The following is a 19,594-nucleotide window of genomic DNA, read 5'->3' on the forward strand; positions in this document are numbered from 1 at the left end:
ATCATTAAAGTAATAAATTATTTATCGGAAAGAAAGGGGAGTTTTCCATATGTGAAAATCCTCAATTCAATTTTGGAATCTATCAATCTGGATTTATGGTTATTATGCCATTATAGGAATGAAAATTAAAAATGGGGGGAGAAAAAGTGAAAAACAGTTGATGATTATACACCTTTCCTTACTGAATGATAAATAGGATTATACCATTCTATAAGTTATTATTCTTTTCCTTCTTGCAGAATAAACGTTACAGCAGGTATTTAAAGCTTATACCGCTGCTTATAAGAAATACTAACACGAAGAGGAGTAATGAAAACGATGGGTAAGAAAAAAGTTCAGTTACTTGCTTCACTATTATTTATAGTTAGTCTTTCTTTGATAGTTTCAGCTTGTTCTAGTTCCAAGAAAGATGTAAGTTCGGAGGATAAAAAAAATCTAAAGGTAATTCAAATGGATGGTACTTTTGCTGTAGATGTGGATGATCCAAATGAAACTGTAGGTGATGCAGATTACGTTTTTATAGGCCGAGTTGATGAAGATGTTGACACTGTATACAAAGATCCTGTAACAATTGAAACTAGTGACGGTACTAAAGAGGTTTCAACACCGTATACATATTACAAAGTTACTGTCCTACAAAATATAAAGGGTGATTTAGTTACAGATTCTTCCATTCCTATTCAAAAGGCTGGAGGGATAAATAAAGACGGCTCTTCTGTTGTTTTGTATGAAGATGATACATTACCGGAAGAAGGAAAATCTTATGTGTTTTTAGCGTATGCACAAGATGATGGATCTTTATTAATATCAGGTCCAAATTCGAATGAATACGTCGATGGTATTAAGCGAGATGTGACTAGCGAAAAAATGGAAAAAGGTAAAGCTTCTTTGAACGAGGAAGCCACAGAGGTAGTTTCTGAGTATGAAAATGAAATACCTAAAGATAGAGACCGTTCAGAATCCGAATTTGATGCTGAGCAATAAAAATGAAAAAACTGGCGATGGTGATAGGTAGTTTATGTGTTTACTGAGTATGTTTAAAATTGAATGCTGATGATGTCATGCAGCTAATCCACTTACTATTTATAAAAGTTCTTGGAATTTAGAACCGTGGCAGCCGTACTTATATTAAGGCCTGTAATCCATCATAATTTATTTTTAGGAGGGGGTTTAAGATGCTAATTGAAAGTATGAGTGATTTTTTTTATGAGCCCGTATACATACCTATTTTATTGCTGCTGCTTGGATTATTATATTTAGGTATTTTAGTATATAGTTTTACAAAAATTAAGTATAATATCATAGGATATTTTTTAATAGGAATATCTATAATAACGTATCTTCTTGTTGGATTGTATATGACCGGAAAAGGATATTATTCAGACGGACACGCTCCAGACATGTTTCTTTTTGGAAGTATGGGTTTTTTAGAGCTTACTTTATTAACTTATCCTTATATATTCCTTACTTTGGCGGTAGCTCTTGGAAAAAAGGGCGTATAATTCAGGCAGCGTATATCGCAATTGTCCGCTTGGTTTTTAGAGGTAAGCACCTAGTTTTTTTAAAAAAAGAAGTATCAAAGAACAACTAACGTTCTTGATACTTCTTTCTTCAATTTTATTTGAAGGATTAACTGTAATCCCTTTTATTAGGACATGGAAAGATTTTAGTTCTATTGAGGTACCCTAGGAAGCATACCAAGGCGTTCTTAGCTTTCTCTTATGCTGCTTTCTTTTGTTTTTGGTCTAAGCGATGACTTAGGAAAGTTAGAAGACTTGCACAGATAGCAACTAGCCCACCGACCAATGCCACACTCATCAAATTTCCCTGATGGTAAACAATTCCGCCTAATGCGGAACCAAAGGCGATACCGACATTGCTTGCTACTGGCATCAGTGAAGCAGCTAGTCCTGTAGCTTTTGGTTGATAAATACCGGCAAGGTCTATCAAATAAAGCTGGGTGGATGTTGTTAAGAGGATGGCCATTAATGACATCAAGCTAATGTTAACCAATCCCAAGATAAAATTATTTGTCGTCCAATATAAACTGATCAAAACAATTGCTTGCACGAGGAAAACAAACCGGAGGCGTCCGATAGCATTGTAGCTGGCAATTTTACCCGCGAGTATGTTGCTGAAAATGGAAATAAATCCGTAGCCAAACAAAATCAAACTGATTGAACTACTTGGTGCTTCCATAACTTTCAGGATTGGAACGAGATACGTATAAACAGCATACGTCGCTCCAAATCCAAGAGATGGAATGAAAAAAGCCATTAGAATTCGTGGGTGTGTTAACAAAGAAAATTGATCACGCATTGAACTGCGAATTGGACTGTGCATAGTAGTAGGTAAAATGAGAAAAGATGCCAAAAACGCAATTCCACCGAGAAAAGTCGTTAACAGGAAGGTTGCATTCCAGTCGTACCATTCAGCGATGACAGTGCCTATTGGTACTCCAATCACGTTTGCAAGAGTAAAACCACCGAAAACGAATGATATAGCAAGTCCACGTTTAGCGATCGGTATGGTTTCACTTGCAACAACCATGGCAAGAGAAATTAAAACCCCTGTTACAATCGCAGTCATCATCCGAAGTGCAAGGAGCATGATGTAGCTCGTCGAAATCACGCACAAAGCATTCAGGATGATGAACGAACCTATCAAAAACAACATCCATTTACGCTTTGGAAAATGGCTTGTTACCGACATCACGAGTGGTGTGGCAATGGCAAACGTAATCGCAAACGCAGAAACGAGTGTGCCTGCTTTTGCATTTGTGATATGGAGACTCGAGGAAATATCGGTTAAGATCCCGATGATAACAAATTCGCTTGTCCCGAGAACAAATGTTAATAAAGTAAGTGTTAAGATAAGTAACCAATGTCGCTTGGATAATTCTGTGGCGTGCATAAATACCTCTTTTCTTAGATGAATGTAAATGTGTCACAGGGTAGATAAACAATTTAACTATCATACCACAAAACATTTTTACGAGGAAAACCCTTGCTTAGTTATCGTTGGTTATTTCTTGCTAAAAAACTTGTAGCTGAATCATTCACTAATTTTACCGGACCTGATAAAGGTCTTTGAAAAAAGCAGCCCCGAAGACTGGAGGAAAATCACCAGTCTTCGGGGCTATTGTGATGCAATCGATTAAGGCCAATTAACGATCCAGCTTTTCGGTTTTATTTTCTATGCCAAATAACCAACGAAGTGACTGAATGAAGTAGGTAGAAAAGAATAGGTCATCATGAGTTCCTTCTGGATCTGACTCAAATATTAGATTAGATTTCAAATAGCCTTCCTTGATAAATTCTTGATGGGCCTTCTTCGTGTAGTTAACCATATGCTGTTGAATCGTTTCTTTATAAATTCCCTCTAATTCCCCAACATATAAATAGAGCTGATGATCTTGACGATTCACAGTTGGTTTGATATAGATATTTCCTTGCCGTTCAATCTTTTCCCCTTGAAGATAGCGAAGAACATCCTCGTACCAAAAGGAAGCAGATAATGAGATATATTGATGGAATACCTCTGGATAATGATAGGAGGCGAAAATCGAAACAAGTCCTCCAAGTGAGCAGCCGGAAATAGCTGTATGTGAAGGTTCAGGATTCGTAGGAAAATGCGCATCTATATAGGGCTTTATTTCGGTTACAACAGTATGTAAATAAATCTGTGCTTGTCCTTCAAAGGTAGAAGCATGCGGTGCAAGTGATGGTGCTTCCCACGGCGTATAGTCATTGTTGCGGTTAATTGGTTCAATTCCAATAATGATAAGTGGTTCAATTTGACCTGAAAGAATTAAATGATCGATATAGTTTGCAGCTTGCTTGGCAGTTTCACCACCATCATGCATATAGATCGTTCGGTATTTCTTGGTTTGATCGTAACTTGAGGGTAAGATGACACATACCTCATAGTTGGCAATTTTCTCATCAAGGTATCGAATCATGTAATTTCCTCCACGTTCTTTAGAACATTCGTATTTTGTGATAAATGATAATGATTATCAATTATAATACACTCTCTATTATTTTAAAATGAATTGTCCCTTTTAGGTTAAAATTTAGTGAAATTCCCCTTCGTTTCTTGAATAAATATAGAAACTCTTCTAAAATATAATCTAGTCCATAATTTTACAGTGAATAAAAATATTACATACAAATGACATCTAGTTATAAGAAAAGAAGTTGAAAGGACTTTCCATTATGTCTATGATTTACGAATCTCAAACACTAGTTTCTGCCATGGAAACGCGTGTCGGACAATATAAGGACCTGAAAGAACAGCTCACGGAATTAAAAAAAGGATTTGAGAGTATCGTTCATTTGGATGATGAGCTGCAGGGGCGTGGCGCAGAGGCAATCAAAGGGTTTTACAAAGCACAGATCGATGTCGTGGATTCTTGGCTGCGTCTGATCAATCGGCATGTTGCCTTTTTAAGTGGAATTCAAGGAGATACAATCGAAGCGAACCTTAGTGAAACCGTGGTCACGGTCCCTTTTTTAGAGGAAGAGCTGACAAATGCCACTCGAAATTCCAAGGAAATGGTCACAGCCCAGAAAAATGATCTGAAAAAAATATTGGCTGGAATTGATGATATCATTCAGTTAGAGCCTTTTTCCGATGATGCGTTCTTTGAAAATATCGAGAAGGCTGAAACAAAACGGACCGAAACGATAGACAAAGTAAACGAAATCGATCATAAGTGGACGACTGAATACGCTAAATCCGAAGAAGACCAAGCGGCAGTGACGGCACTTATGGAGCAATTGAAAGTATCCAGTACAATGGGAGGAGTAGTATCCCCTCTCTATTTTAATGCAGCAGCATATAAAAATAGTGAAGCCTATAAAAACCTAGAAGTAAGGAAAAAAGAAACCGCGCAATATCTCAAGGTTAAGAAAGAGGAAGCGGAGAATCGCCGGATCAAAGACTTGAAGGCGCAACTCGATCATGTAACAGATCCAGATGAGTTCCTCAAAATCGCCAAGCAGATCGGGTATGAAAACTTAGCGCCCACCCAGCAGCAATATGTCATGCAGCTAGAAGCATCCAAGCAAACCGCAGACATCGCAAAAGGAATCGGCGTAGGCCTCTATGATGTAGGGAAAGACTTTGTGACAGGAGTTTGGGACTTTGTCACAGATCCTGGGGAAACGGTTGAAGGTGTAGCAAATTCGATCATGCACCCGATAGAAACCTATAAATATATATCCAAATCCATCTCGGACTCATATGAACGGGATATGGTAAATGGCGATGCCTACTCGCGGGCTCACTGGGTATCCTATGCCCTCGGAACAGTCGTCACTTCAGTAGTAGGAACAAAAGGCGCAGGAGCCGTAACAAAGACTGGGGTAGCCACTACAAAAGCCGCTGCAGTAAAAGGCGTTACGAAGGCAAAAGAATTAGCCTCAATTCCTAACCTATTGCCATACAATCCAAAAAACCAACTGTCGTTGGCTGGGGGAGTACCTTATAATGTGGTTAATGGTGCGGGGTTAAAAGAACAGTTAATTTTGATGGCGAAAGTGGAGTCTCAAGTCAATGGAGATGGTGGGAAAAAGTTTACTATAGATACTATGAGGCATGTTTATCATGGAGAGATTAATCGACGTGGAAAAGCTGTTGGTTATCATCACGAGAGTATGATGGGTGGTAAGATAGTTCCAGGTACAGAAAAGAAACCTGATAAAAACGGGGTTTATATGGCGAAGGTCGAGATTGATGGTGTTAAAAAAATAGCAGATTCAAGTTTCTTCCCAAAAGAGTGGAACCGTGCCGAAGTATTAAAAGCTATTAATGAGGCTTACCAATCTAAAGAACAAATCGCCTCAAATAAATATAGGGGTATTACTTCATCAGGTATTAAAGTAGAAATGTACTTGAATAAAGATGGATCAATTGCAACTGCATATCCATTATATAAAAAATAATCTAAAAGGGGATCAAAGCGTATGAAATATTCATATGAGTTTAAGAAAGATCCATTTGGCGATTTAGGAATAATTTTGCCGGAAGAAATTTGTCTTTTCTCAGATTTCATTGAGAATATTGCAACAGTAGACCAAGTCGATGAATATATAGAATATATCGAAAAGGTTTTAAACGGTACATATGAGGACTTTGAAATTGAATTAAATGCTACAAGTGTACTCATAAAAAAAGATGTAACAATTGTTGAAAACTTTTTTAGAATTGAAGAACCTCATGAAAATAAGATAGAAACAAAGCAATTTATAGAATTACTATTAGTATGGCGAGATAAAATTCCAGAAATATTCAAAGGATAAATTATGCGGACCTCGATTGATAAAGTCAGTCGAGGTTTTTTATAACTTATTTAGAGTTGTAAAGTTGCCCGAAAGGAAGGAAAGAAACAGTCTATAGGGGATTGAGGCACTTAGGAATGTTGTAGATATTATTAAATTTGAAATGACTATTGATATTCAATATTAGAAGGTGATTTAGTTGAATTATTCTGAGTTACAAGTATTTATAAAAGAATATGGCAAAGATGATGATTTTACAGGTGGAGTAAGTGATGAAAAAGTTAAAGAAACCGAAATTAAACTAAAAGTCCCACTTCCGGAAAGCTATAAATGGTTTTTAAGAAACTATGGTTATGGTGGCATTTTTGGTGTAGAAATAATTGGGTATGGTTTAACAGGTCCTGCAGTAGTAGATGCTACCAAAGGTCATCAAAAGTATTATGATTTAATAGGTGGACTTGTGGTTATAGAAGACATTGATGAATTTGCCTATTGCCTCGATACTAATAAAATGAAAGATGGAGAATGTCCAGTTATAATGTGGGATAATCATGAAGGCTATGGTCGAACGCTTGCCGATAATTTTTTAGACTATTTTATTGAACGCCTTGAATTGGTAAAAGAAGATTGGGATGAAGATGAAGAAGATTGGTAAAAGTAGAGGGTAATAGTTATATTGCTTTGTTATAAAGTAAGAAACGTTTTTATATAAGAAGAAGTGGATAGAGCCTTTCGAAAATCAAAGGGACTATCCATTTTTTTATTCATTTTGAGGGCACCCAATACCGTAATAGGAAAACATAGTATTGATGCTTTGGGGAATGCTTTGAACCGTTAAGGGTTGTTGAAACTCTTGAAGAATTAGGTGAATTAGCTAGTAGAAGATAATTGAATGTAAGGAGGATATGTTTTGGATAAAAAAAGTGTAAACAAAGCAATAAGGAATGCAATTAAACTTGGTGATATTAATGAAGTAAAGCGTTTAATAGGCGATAATCAAGAATCTTTACATACAATGACACCATTTGGTACGTGGTTACATGTTGCAGCAAAGAAAGGGCATTTTGATATAGTAGAATATCTGATTCTTAAAGGAATTGATGTCAATACAAAAGGTGATATATTTGATGCTTCTCCTTTAAATGTGGCTGCAGGAGCGGGGCATTTGGAGATAGTAAAGTATTTAATAGAGGCAGGCGCAGAATTAGAGGAGAGCTTAGCGAAAAGAAATCCATTATTTGGAGCAATTTATGGTGGGCATAAAGAAGTAGTTGAGCTTCTAGTTGAAAAAGGAATAGATTTTTCAATTAGATATACGGGAGAGAGTATTAAGAATATGGATGCATATGAATATGCTAGAGAATTTGGGCAAACAAAAATTGCTGATTATTTAAAGCTGAAGATGGATGAAAAAGAATAAAGGGATCATACTGTTACTATAAAACTTACAAATTTAATGCTACTTAAAAACAGATGAACTTAAAGCACTTGATTGTCTATTAGTGCTTTTTTTGTTTATTAACGTGAAAAGTTAAAAGAGCATGAAGTGTCCAACATAGCGTAAGGGTAAAATTGATTGCGATTTAGCTAAAGATTATATTAGAAATATCGAGACAACAAGATTAAAAAATACAAAGCGCAAACGGAACAATTAATTTACGTCCTGCCAAATTTCCTGATGAACATCAGGCAGGCATTCATTCATGGTAAAGGATCTCCATCAAATAAATTGTTCCCAAGGAGGTAATTGATGGTGGCTAAATTTGATTATATAAAAAATAATCATAAGTTTTTTCCATTAAAAGAAAAAGATCTTATAGAAGCAGAGGAAAGACTCGGATTTAAATTTCCCCCTGAACTAAGGGAGTTTTACTTAGAAGTTGGATATGGTTTTTTAAAAGGCAATAATGAGAATTCAATAAGTAGATTAATGGATCCTGATACTATTGCAGATATTACACTAAGGGAAGGTATCTTTGAGTATGACCCTGACTTAGAGGGGATATATGATGAAGCAGACAAACTTGTTTTTTATGAAGTAAACGAGGGTGTATATTTAACACTTGATTTAAATGATACTCAAAGGTCCTCCATACACTTCTTTGAGACTAAAATAGCTGATTCATTAGATGATTTTATAAGAAAAATTGATGAAGATAATGAATACTTTTTTGATATTTGAGGATGGTGTTTACCCTTCAAAACGGTTTTAAAGAAAGGAAAAGTAGATATGCCCAAGTGGCAAGAATTATTGATAGAAGTAGAAAAAATTGAAGGGAAATATGATGGTTCACTTAGGAATCCAGAATCGAATTCAGAAATTATAAAAATGAAACAAACTATTCAGCAGAAACTAGGAAACATTATTATTCCTGAGTGACTTCGTATCTAACATTAGGGGAAAACGATGGGACTAGAAACTTTAGGAGGGAATTAAAAATGAGCAATTTGCCTGAGAAATTAGTTCAAGTTCTTGGAGAAGACATATTTAAACGTGAAGACAAAAGTAAAGTAAACGAGGCTTTAGATAGTTTAGAAGTAGATGTATCAGATACATTCCGTGAATTCTATTATTATTATGCTGGACCTTTTTGGGAAGAGTTTGTACCTTTTGAGTTACTTGATATCGTAGATGAAGAGAATAATATTGAATCATATACATTTATTTGCCGAAAAGAGCATGGCTTTCCGAAAAAGTATTTGATTTTAAGTGAAATGTCAGCAAATGCTGTATTAGTGCTTGATACTTTAACGGATAAAGTCTATACGGTGAATTTTGAGGGCGGAGATGAGCTGCTTTTAAAAGGAGAATTAAAAGAAACGTGGCCTACATTTTATGAATTTGTGAAAGCATATTTTAACTGCTAGTAGAAGAAGTTCTGCCGATTCATCTAATTGGACATGCCTTTAGGTTTATGTGGAAATTAATTGGGGATAGAAAATTATAAGGAAACGTAGTTTCTGAAATTTGTATAAAAGGATGTGGTTATAATTGAATAATGATATACCTCTTAAATCAGAAACCCCAATATTAGGAACAGACCATACTATTTTAGATTTTTGGCAATGGGGATTTTCAAAAATATTAACAAACAACCTAAGGGGAATTTTTGCTGAGTTTTTAATTGGAACGGCTCTTGGCTGTTTAAATCAATTACGAGTTGAATGGGACGCATTTGATTTAGTTTATAAAGGCATGAAAATTGAGGTGAAATCTTCTGCATATATCCAAGCATGGCATAAGGAAAATATTCAAACATCAGTTTTAGTATTGGGGCAAAAAAAGAATATGATTATGAAACAAATAAATATAGCCCTACCATAAAACGGAATGCAGATATATATGTCTTTTGTTTACTTAAAGAAAAAAACTTAGAATTAATTGAACCCTTAAATATGACACAATGGGAATTTTACGTTGCATTAACTAAAGACTTGGATATGCATTTTCCCCATCAAAAAACAATATCTTTAAATTCACTAAAAAAAATAGCTCAACCAAGTACATATGAAGAATTGAAACAGACAATAGATGGTCTATTGTAGGGGTTTTTTAACGTCTCTTGGTGTTAGGGAATAATAACAATTAAGGATAATTCGATAAATATAAATATTTAAAAATATAACAACAAAAATGGTCTTTTAAGAAATATGTAATATAGAAAAAGTTAAAGACTTACTAGAACTACTTGATGAAGTAAGAATAGAATATATTTTCCTATCTGATAAAATAGTTGAAGAGAAACCATCGCTTTAAGAAACAAGCCAGAGTACTGTATTATTGTTTTACGAGTTATTGAAATTACATCTGAAAATCCCTTATATATATAACCAAAGTCAGGAGCTAGCTATGATCATCGAGAAAAAGCTAATTGTCAATTCAGACAAGGGTAATCTATTAAATGAATTAATCTCTTCTATAAATGAGTGTGAAAAGTTTTATTTCAGTGTAGCTTTTATTAATTATAGTGGTCTTCAACTTTTGTTGGATACTTTCAAGAACGCGGAGAAAAGGGGAGTAAAGGGAAAGATTATTACTTCTACTTATCTGAATTTTACTGAAGCGAAGGCTTTAAAGAAAATAAATGAGTTTAGTAATATCCATTTGAAGATTTTTGAAACAGATAAGGCGATTGGTTTTCATACGAAAGCGTATATTTTTGAATTTAAGGATAGTTATAAGGTGATTATTGGTTCTTCGAATATTACTCAAAGCGCCCTTAAGAGTAATATTGAGTGGAATGTTGAGATTATTGCTAAAGAGGATGCTCAATTTCTTAAAGATGTATTAAAGGAATATGATGGATTATGGAATAGTAGCGTCGTTGCGGATGACAATTTTATTAGTAAGTATGAAGAGTTTTTGAGTAAATTAAAGGGCTATACGAATACACACCAATTTATTTATGAAAGCTCTGAATATATCATTCCTAATAACATGCAAAAACGTGCGGTTGAAAACCTTGAGAGAATTAGATCGTTTGGGGAAAAGAAAGCTCTCGTTATAGCAGCAACAGGTACGGGTAAAACATATATGTCTGCTTTTGACGTAAAGGGATTCAAGCCTAAAAGATTACTGTTCATTGTACATAGAGAAGAAATATTAAAAAAAGCAAAAGAGACCTTTGAAAAGCTCCTTCCGAATGAAAAACTGACATTTGGGTTACTGACTGGGAATCAAAAGCAAAAAAATGCTGATTATATTTTCTCCACCATACAAACTTTGTCTAAATGTTACGAGGAATTTAAACGAGACGAATTTAATTATATTATTTTTGACGAGGCACACCATGCAACAAGTCCTAGTTATCAAGCTGTACTAGAATATTTCGACCCACAATTCACATTAGGAATGACAGCTACTCCAGAGAGAAGCGATCAACAGAATGTCTTTGACCTATTTGATAATAATGTTGCTTTGGAAGTTCGTTTACATGAGGCTTTAGAGGATGAACTGGTTATTCCCTTTCATTATTTTGGTATTACTGACATTGAGGGAATTGATTTAAGTGATGTAGATATTGACGATGTAGCGGAGATAACGAAGAGATTAAAGGTTAACGAGAGAGTCGACTTTATTATTAAGAATATGAATTTTTATGGCCATGACGGTGAAAAAAGAAAAGGTCTAGGGTTTTGCGTAACCGTTGAACATGCACAATATATGGCACAAGAATTTAATAGTAGAGGTATTCAAAGTATCTGTTTATCTGGAAATGACTCAGTCGAGCTGAGATCACATTATATAAATAAGTTAGAAGAAGACCATGATGATTTAGAATTTATTTTTACGGTTGATATTTTTAATGAGGGTGTTGATATTCCTTCTGTAAATACCGTATTAATGTTAAGACCTACAAATTCTCCGATTGTTTTTATTCAACAGCTAGGACGAGGACTTCGTAAACATAAAGACAAGAGTTTCCTAACCGTACTTGATTTTATCGGGAACCATAGTAAAACCTTCTTGATTGCCATCGCATTAAATGGAAGCCGTTATTATGATAAAGAAAGCTTAAAGGTTGCTATAGCGACTGGCTTTGCAAATATTCCAGGTTGTACGCATATTCAAATGGATAAAATCTCTGAAGAACGGATATTAGCGCAGATTGATAAGGAAAACTTTAATTCTTTGAAGTATTTGAAGGAAGAGTATTTTGAATTTAAAAAAATGAATCAAGGTAAAATTCCTTTATTATTAATGGATTATATGAAATTTGATGGAGCTCCAGATCCGATTAAGTTTATTAATCGCGATAAAACATATTTGCAATTTGTAGCAAAAGTAGAAAAAGAAGATTCACTGAAAAGGCTATTACTAGACGAAGCTTTTGAAGGGGTATTAAGGGAATTATCGAGTAAGTTACCTCTAAAGCGAGTGTATGAATTTGCTATTGCTAAATATCTATTGGACCATGATGAGATCTCTTTAGATACCGCAAAACATGAGATATTGAAATTGGTTAAAGAGGTAGATGAAGATAGCATATTGCATGCCCTTCAGTGTCTAAATCAGGATTTCTATGATCCTGGTCAGAAAAAGAGGAACTTTAAGTTATTTACTCTTGAAGATGGTCATTTATCTAAGACAGCTTCTTATCAAAAGGTTCTACAGAATGAAGAATATAGAACATATATAGAAGATCTTATTATTTATGGAATCTTTAGATATGAAAAGGAATTTAAAGAAGACTACTATGGTGTGCCACATTTGAAGCTGTATGAGCAATATCAAATGGGTGATGCTGCATTACTATCAAATTATCGCAAAAGTCATAGTGCTTTTAGGGGTTCTGGTCTACTTTCAAATGGAAATGACTATTTCTTATTTATTGATTTACACAAGGAAGAGGATATTAAAGAGAGCATTAATTACCACGATGAATTTATAAACGAACGCATTTTTCAATGGCAGACACCAAATAGTACAGCCCCAAGTTCTGAGAGAGGAAAAAATATTGTATTCAACCAGGATAGAGGGATACATTTACATTTATTTATTAGAAAGTATAAAGAAATAGATGGAAAGACAGAACCTTATATTTATATCGGGAAGGGTAACACCGTGGAATATGAAGGGGAAAAGCCCATTACCGTTACAATGGAATTAGAGAATGAAGTTCCGGCTAGTTTATATACTGAGTTCACTAAAAGAGTATAGTCTTCTCATTTGAGAAGACTATTTTTTTCATTGATTAATTGTTCCACAGCTGGAATGTCAGCAGGGGCCCATTTTAAAGAGCCTAAATTCTCTCGGTTTAACCATATGAGTTTAGAATGTTCATTGGCAGTTGGGGTACCTTCAATAATTCTACATTTTATTGACAATAAATTAATTATAAAGGTTTCATACTCATGCGTATTATCATTAAAGATTGAAGTCTCTGTTTCAACCTTGCATTGTAACTCTTCATCAATCTCTCTTTTTAAAGCGGTAAAAATATCTTCCCCTTTTTCTACTTTTCCACCTGGGAATTCCCACATGTTCGGGATGCTCATCTCTGGAGAGCGTAACGCACATAGTATTTCATCATTTTCATTTTCAATAATAGCTGCAACTACTTTAACTTGCTTTTTCATGTTATCCTCCTATAGGTTTGCTATGAATAAATAATATCATGATTAAGGGGGGGAATAAATTACAGAGTCAAGAAAACTGTCCTCCTCTCTTTACCCCAAGAACAACCCGGGTGCTATCCACAAAAAGGAAATTAAGGAAAAAGATGTGTAATGCGGTCTTTTGGGGAGGGGGTTCGTGTTCTGCGGTCTTGCTCGGTGCCCTTGCTACCCTCTTTATTCGATAAAGAAATAACATTGGCTATATTAGGTCATTTGGAAAGGGCGTATTGATTGGTGCGGCAGCTTATGAATTGCTTGTTGATTCGGTACGAGATAGAGGAAACTGGGCGACGCTGGTAGGTTTTATAGCAGGGGCCTTCGTGCTTTATGGGTTGGGATTTCCTTGTTTCCAAAAATAGGTGCGGATAAAAAAGAGTATAAGAGAAACGTGCTTGCATATATAGCAGGTAATGTCATAGTTTAGTGACATTTTATTTTATCTGATCCCATTGGTAATTTTTCCGTTTAATGGATAAAATTAATTTATTATCATGATATAATCGAGAATTATTACAGGATGAAGGGAGCTGTCGATTATGGAAGGTATACTAAAAGCCTGGCATTTTGTTGAGAATTTGACGCCTGGCGCAGTGCCAACTATACCGGGCATGAAATTAGGAAAACGTATGAAAACACAAAAGCAACAACGCGTTTGCCAAACGAAGCTTAGAGAGCAGTTATGGAATGAAGTTGAGCTAACGGATCCTGAACAAGATCACCTTGTGTTTACTTATTATCTAGATTGTTATGTTCAAAACACGTTAATTGAGCTTCTTCGAAAGCTGTTTGGAATCAAAGATGAAATTATTAACGCCAATTGGAATAAAAATTTTAGTATGACATTTTCGGTAAATCAGAAAGGTGAATATATAGAAGAATCGCTATTTATCCCTCCTCTTCAGCTATTAATTACGGAATTGGTTAATAAGGGAGACTATGAGACTGATACTTTTTCGGAACAGCATTTTTTAATGATGAAAGAATGGGAAGAGTTTGCGAATTCGGTCTTTACAGACGGCGTGAATGAAGTAAGCATTCTTAAGCTTCTTAAGAAATATGAGGAAACAATGTATAGACTTTCAACTCAACCGATCCAGGATGCACAGCATTATATTGAAATCGCCATTATAGAAAAAGATGAGCGGCTGGAGTTGAAAAATTTCACGAGCTTTTATACGGGTGATTTAGAGCGTATCTTGCGCCGTAAGCCAAATGAGACGCTGCAGCAATTTCTAGAAGGTCGCCAATTAGCTGTTAATATTAATGAAAATCGATCTGCCATTGAAAATATGATCCAACCGAAAAACTTGCCAGTAGGGCGCTGGCCTTCGACAAATGAGTATCGTTTATCGTTAATGCAGCAAGTAGCGGTGAATCAAATTGTTAATGAGAACGAAAAGGTTAATTCAGTGAATGGCCCACCAGGTACAGGAAAAACGACACTACTGAAGGATATTTTCGCGCAAATAATAGTGGCCCGTGCAACAGAAATGGCGAAGTTTGCTGACCCGACGCAAGCATTTGAAGGAAGTAAGTTATTTTTAAAGAAGTCGTTAACGAAATTTAAAATGGTTATTGCTTCGAGTAATAATGGAGCGGTTGAAAATATTTCAAAGGACTTGCCGAAATTCGCGGAATTAAAATTAAACCCAAAATGTCCAAATGACAATGATTATTCAACAGAAATTAAAGAGCTAGCGTTTTTTCAAGAGCTTTCAAAACAATTAGTGTTTGGTCTATATGATGCGAAGAAATCAAACGATGTTATTTTTGCACCGATATCAGTAGCGCTTGGCAAGAAAAGCAACCATACACAAGTAGCAGATGTATTGGAAGTGGATACATTTACGAATTTATTGAATGCAGAAGTAGAAAAGCTACCACCATCGTCATGGTCGGAGGCAGTGGAGGAATTTGAAATTTTATATCAAGACATTGAACGTGACAAGCGATCCTTGCAGCAATATATTGAAACGCTAAACAAATCGCCTGATTTTGATGTACAACTAGAGCGTCTTAGAGCGGCTAAACTTCAATACGCAGAGCAAGAGAAGGTGACAAAGCAACATCTTCATAACATTTCCTTACGTATAAAAGAAAAGACACAAGCGTTACAGCTGCTACCTAAGCTGACATTTTTGAAGCGGCTATTCAATAAAGAGAATGATGAAAAGAGTTCTCTTGAGCGAGAACTGGCAGGTTTGTCCCAATTAGAGTATGAACAGCGAGCGACTTATGAAGCTTTAGAGCAGCAATTGAAGCAGCTTGTTCAGAAGCAGCAAAAGCTTGAGCAGCAGCGACAAAACTTTGTCACGATGCAAAATGCGTGTGAAAAGGAGCGATTAGAGCTTTCAACCAATGCACATTGGACAATCGAAGCTTATGAAAAGCGTCAAAAGGATATTATTTGGCAGACGGATTCGCTAAACTTTAAACGTGGGTTATTATTTATAAAGGCCTTAAAGCTTCACAAGCTATTCCTTGTATATAACGTTAAGGCGTTAGAACGTCCGCTTAAGATTTTTGGCGATCGCAGCGAGGTCGATTTAAATACGAGTGAGGGTATTCGTGAGCTTGAAAATATGTGGGATGTAGTGCATCTAATAACACCGATTGTTAGTACGACGTTTGCTAGCTTTTCTCAAATGTATAAGGGCATTGATAAGGATTTCATCTCGTACTTATTTATTGATGAAGCCGGTCAGGCGACACCACAGCAAGCGGCAGGTGCTTTATGGCGTTCTGAAAATGCAGTCATTGTAGGAGACCCAATTCAAATCGAGCCTGTTATTACACTTGATACGACGATTTTAAATGATGTTCGAGGTCGTTTTAAAGTTGAAGATCATTATTTAAGTCTGGATTCCTCCGTGCAAAGTTTAGCTGATTTGGCCAACCCTATTGGGACATTTACCGATAATAATAAACGCATTGGGATTCCACTTTGGGTGCATAGGCGCTGTGCCAATCCGATGTTTTCCATTGCCAATGAAATTGCGTACGGCAATAAAATGGTGCTCGCTAAAGACTCTGATCAAAGTGTTGGCGTTTGGTATGACTGTCACGGTGTAGCAACCGATAAGCATTACGTTAAGGTACAAGGACAATTTGTTCTAGAAAAAATTAAACAACATTTCCATCAGATTCAGGCATCAACGAAAGAGACAACTACCTTTCCAGATGTCTTTGTAATTACGCCTTTTACAAAGGTAAAAACGGAGCTTATTAAATTATTGAAGGCTAAATTGAAAACGGAATTAACGAATGTAGATACTAGTAAGCTAAATAAATGGATTGAAAAGTCCATTGGGACTGTACATGCGTTCCAAGGGAAGGAAGCGGACATTGTGTATTTTGTTGTTGGAACAGATGAACAATCAGACACCGCAGCGGATTGGTCGTGCAAGAAGCCAAACCTACTCAATGTAGCAGTGTCACGCGCAAAGCAAGAATTTTATTTAGTTGGTGATATCAAGCGATTAGGCAACAAGAAGAATTATAGAGAATTTGCTTTAAAATTGAAGTGTGTTGAACAAGCCAAACGTATTTAAAGTTATATAAACCTTTAACTGTTCATTTGAAATTAATTTAGAATGTTTAAAAGTAAGGTGTCCATACATAGGTTCTTAGTGACCAAAAGGTGATTTTGACAGATTGATTGGATGCAAGACAGAAACAAATAAAAAGGGGAAACCTTTATATATCAAGGATTCCCCGCTTCCTTTTTATATGGAGCATAGTGTGATCGAACCGCTGACCTCTACGCCGCTAGGGTGAAGAAGGTTAATTAAATAAAATAAGTCCTGGTTTATCAAGGGAAATTGCGATTTCTGATCAATTTAGTTAAATAAGTTTAATCAAAAAATTACAGAAGAAGGATTAGATGCCTTTTTAAAGAGTTTAAATGATAGTTTAATATAGAAGTCTTTCATAATTACTTAACAGAGACAGAGTGCTCCGGAATTTATAATGGCAGCAATGGCAGCCTTCTTTTATTAAACCAATGAGCCACTAATGCCTAACCTATATCATCAAAAAAAAGAGACATCCCACACAAAAGGAATGTCTCTTTCCCCTTATAAACTAATAGCACTCATCATCCCTTCATGCGTCGCTTCTTCGATGGTACGTGGGCCAAGACAGTCTCCTATTTGTTTCACGATGGGAGCATGGCCTTTCATTTCCTCGAATAGTTCTGTGTTGGGAATGCGGCCAAGGGAGAGGACGATGGAGTCCCAATTGGTTAGTTCTTCTTTTTGTTGGGTGAATAGATTCCGGATGATAACGTGATCATCTTTGATTGCCCCGATATCGTAATGGGGAAGCAGTGTGACGTTTAGGTTGTATAGTTTTTTTAGGTATTCATTCCTGAGATATTGGTGGACGGTTTCACCGACGTGCAGTCGTGATGATATAAGTGTCACTTGGTGGCCTTTTTCGGCTAGGTAAATGGCTGCTTCCATGCCAGGCCAGTCACCGCCAAAGTCGAATACTAATACGTTGTCCCCAACTTTTTTAGTTGAGCTGAAAAGGTCATCACTCATGATGATCCGTGGGTCATCCATTCCTTCGATGGCTGGTGTATAGGGCCGTGAGCCGATTGCACAGATAATGGCGTCCGGTTTCGATTCGGCTATTTCTTGGACAGTGGCCGTTTTGCCTAATTGCAGATTCACGTTGCTTCTCATTAATTTCCGGGAGTAGTTATCGAGCATGGATTCTGCTAGTTCATGACGCATGGGTGCTTTGCGCATGGTGCGGAGCAGGCCGCCAATTGATTTACTTTGGTCGATCAATGTAACGGAATGACCGAGTGAGTCCGCTGTTATGGCGGCTTGTAATCCGCCGGGTCCGGCGCCAATCACTAGGACATTCTGTTTGTTTCTCGTTTTCTTTAATTCTGGTAAAATCCATGCTTCTTTACCTGTTGTTGGGTTTTGGACACAGCCAATTGGCAGTCCTTTATGATAGTGACCGATACAGGCTTGTAAACAGCCGATGCATGCATCGATTGCTTGCAGGTCGCCGTTTTTTGCTTTGTTTGGCATGTCTGGGTCGACGATTAAGGCCCTGGTCATTCCTACGACATCGGCTTTTCCGGTCGATACGATCTGTTCCGCTTCAACAGGGTCCACGATTCTATTCCCGACAAAGACCGGTACGGCTCCTGCCATCCTGATTTTGAAGCCATGTGGTGATAGGTAAGCGTGCTTTATCGGTGATGGCGGCACGATATGTGTTGATCCCTCGAAGGTACTTGAATCCCCGGCTGTGACATTTATGAAATCCAATCGAACCTTTTCCGCGAGATACTCAACGATTTGCACGGAATCCTTCATCGTTGTCCCGTCCATCGTCAGTTCGTCTGAACTCATGCGAATGCCAACGGTAAAGTCTTCCCCGACTCTTTCCCATACTTTCTCCAATATTTCCACGATGAATCGCATCCGATTTTCAAATGACCCGCCATAGAGATCGGTACGCTTATTTGTATGCTGCGACCAAAACTGGGCAGGAAGGTATCCGTGTGAACAGCAAATTTCGACTCCATCAAGTCCACCATCCTTTGCCAGCTGTGCTGAATGGGCGAACCCTTCTATCACTCCTTCAATATCCTCTAAGCTCATGGGCTTTGGCATGACGCCGAAGCGCAGGCTGGGAACGGCGGATGGTGCCCATGCTGCATTTCGGTAGTCGCTCGATACGACTTCCCTTCCGCCATGAAATAGCTGGGAGAAAACCTTCGTTCCATATTTATGGAGCATGTCGGAAATCTCTTTGTATGCAGGAACAATTTTTTGGTCATATCCTGCGATTGTTTTGGACGTAAGCATGCCGGATGGATGTACAGATGCTGCTTCAAGGATGATCAATCCGACGCCCCCTTTAGCGCGGGCCTCATGATAGGCCACCATATCCGAAGTGGGGATTCCGTCCGTGACATGATTTGTTTGATGTGCTGTACTTAAGATCCGGTTTTTTAATTCAGTAGAACCGATCGTTAATTGGGTAAACAGATTCTTGAATTGAGCCATGATCATGACCACTCCCTAATTTTAGATAGAATGAGAGTATAGAGGACAATCCACCCTCTACCTATCCCTATATAGGTTCAATATGCAATAATCATGCCGGTGGGGAATTTGGGTTCATCATCGTTTTTTTACTTTTATAAGAAGGGTATGGCCTAT

General features: G+C 36.8%; 16 protein-coding genes. 12 read left to right on the forward strand and 4 right to left on the reverse strand.

Features of this window, described 5'->3' with window-relative positions; translation table 11 throughout:
* The first annotated feature begins 318 nt into the window (after positions 1 to 318).
* Together QUF86_RS11335 and QUF86_RS11340 are read left to right on the forward strand one after the other, a co-directional pair.
* A complete protein-coding gene (locus QUF86_RS11335) occupies positions 319 to 984 on the forward strand; it encodes a cell surface protein (RefSeq protein WP_289334389.1) in 666 nt (221 codons plus the stop codon).
* 191 nt (positions 985 to 1,175) lie between these two features.
* A complete protein-coding gene (locus tag QUF86_RS11340; RefSeq protein ID WP_289334390.1) occupies positions 1,176 to 1,502 on the forward strand; it encodes a hypothetical protein in 327 nt (108 codons plus the stop codon).
* A gap of 217 nt (positions 1,503 to 1,719) precedes the next feature.
* Here QUF86_RS11340 and QUF86_RS11345 read toward each other — a convergent pair whose 3' ends face one another.
* Both QUF86_RS11345 and QUF86_RS11350 read right to left on the reverse strand, forming a co-directional pair.
* On the reverse strand, positions 1,720 to 2,913 hold the full coding sequence (locus QUF86_RS11345; RefSeq protein WP_289334391.1) for an MFS transporter: 1,194 nt from the start codon (positions 2,911 to 2,913) through the stop codon (positions 1,720 to 1,722).
* A gap of 253 nt (positions 2,914 to 3,166) precedes the next feature.
* On the reverse strand, positions 3,167 to 3,961 hold the full coding sequence (locus QUF86_RS11350; RefSeq protein WP_289334392.1) for an alpha/beta hydrolase: 795 nt from the start codon (positions 3,959 to 3,961) through the stop codon (positions 3,167 to 3,169).
* A gap of 256 nt (positions 3,962 to 4,217) precedes the next feature.
* On the opposite strand from QUF86_RS11350, the gene QUF86_RS11355 reads away from it, so the two are divergent.
* The 9 genes from QUF86_RS11355 to QUF86_RS11395 all read left to right on the forward strand — a co-directional run bounded on the left by QUF86_RS11355 (position 4,218) and on the right by QUF86_RS11395 (position 12,945).
* On the forward strand, positions 4,218 to 5,948 hold the full coding sequence (locus QUF86_RS11355; protein ID WP_289334393.1) for a T7SS effector LXG polymorphic toxin: 1,731 nt from the start codon (positions 4,218 to 4,220) through the stop codon (positions 5,946 to 5,948).
* A gap of 21 nt (positions 5,949 to 5,969) precedes the next feature.
* Positions 5,970 to 6,305 (forward strand): tRNA-Val4, encoded by a 336-nt coding sequence (locus tag QUF86_RS11360; protein ID WP_289334394.1) that lies wholly within the window; start codon positions 5,970 to 5,972, stop codon positions 6,303 to 6,305.
* 178 nt (positions 6,306 to 6,483) lie between these two features.
* Positions 6,484 to 6,939, forward strand: coding sequence for an SMI1/KNR4 family protein (locus QUF86_RS11365; RefSeq protein WP_289334395.1), 456 nt, complete (start codon positions 6,484 to 6,486; stop codon positions 6,937 to 6,939).
* A gap of 255 nt (positions 6,940 to 7,194) precedes the next feature.
* A complete protein-coding gene (locus QUF86_RS11370) occupies positions 7,195 to 7,704 on the forward strand; it encodes an ankyrin repeat domain-containing protein (protein WP_289334396.1) in 510 nt (169 codons plus the stop codon).
* Positions 7,705 to 8,037: 333 nt separating this feature from the next.
* Complete coding sequence (locus tag QUF86_RS11375) at positions 8,038 to 8,466, forward strand: SMI1/KNR4 family protein (protein WP_289334397.1); 429 nt, start codon at positions 8,038 to 8,040, stop codon at positions 8,464 to 8,466.
* 48 nt (positions 8,467 to 8,514) lie between these two features.
* Positions 8,515 to 8,664 (forward strand): hypothetical protein, encoded by a 150-nt coding sequence (locus QUF86_RS11380; RefSeq protein WP_289334398.1) that lies wholly within the window; start codon positions 8,515 to 8,517, stop codon positions 8,662 to 8,664.
* A 59-nt stretch (positions 8,665 to 8,723) separates the two neighbouring features.
* Positions 8,724 to 9,152, forward strand: a complete 429-nt coding sequence (locus QUF86_RS11385) for an SMI1/KNR4 family protein (protein ID WP_289334399.1) — start codon at positions 8,724 to 8,726, stop codon at positions 9,150 to 9,152.
* Positions 9,153 to 9,276: 124 nt separating this feature from the next.
* Positions 9,277 to 9,609, forward strand: coding sequence for a hypothetical protein (locus QUF86_RS11390; RefSeq protein WP_289334400.1), 333 nt, complete (start codon positions 9,277 to 9,279; stop codon positions 9,607 to 9,609).
* A gap of 525 nt (positions 9,610 to 10,134) precedes the next feature.
* Entirely contained in the window at positions 10,135 to 12,945 is a 2,811-nt protein-coding gene (locus tag QUF86_RS11395) for a DEAD/DEAH box helicase (RefSeq protein WP_289334401.1), read from the forward strand.
* Positions 12,946 to 12,950: 5 nt separating this feature from the next.
* On the opposite strand, the gene QUF86_RS11400 is transcribed toward QUF86_RS11395, so the two are convergent.
* Positions 12,951 to 13,364, reverse strand: a complete 414-nt coding sequence (locus QUF86_RS11400) for a (deoxy)nucleoside triphosphate pyrophosphohydrolase (RefSeq protein ID WP_289334402.1) — start codon at positions 13,362 to 13,364, stop codon at positions 12,951 to 12,953.
* A 575-nt stretch (positions 13,365 to 13,939) separates the two neighbouring features.
* Here QUF86_RS11400 and QUF86_RS11405 point away from each other — a divergent pair.
* The gene (locus QUF86_RS11405; RefSeq protein WP_289334403.1) at positions 13,940 to 16,954 is read left to right on the forward strand and encodes a DEAD/DEAH box helicase; all 3,015 of its coding nucleotides are present in this window, start codon (positions 13,940 to 13,942) and stop codon (positions 16,952 to 16,954) included.
* 525 nt (positions 16,955 to 17,479) lie between these two features.
* Here QUF86_RS11405 and QUF86_RS11410 read toward each other — a convergent pair.
* Positions 17,480 to 19,438 (reverse strand): oxidoreductase, encoded by a 1,959-nt coding sequence (locus tag QUF86_RS11410; RefSeq protein ID WP_289334404.1) that lies wholly within the window; start codon positions 19,436 to 19,438, stop codon positions 17,480 to 17,482.
* Between the last annotated feature and the right edge of the window lie 156 nt (positions 19,439 to 19,594).

Source organism: Peribacillus sp. NJ11 (genome assembly GCF_030348405.1).
Classification (GTDB): Bacteria; Bacillota; Bacilli; order Bacillales; family DSM-1321; genus Peribacillus.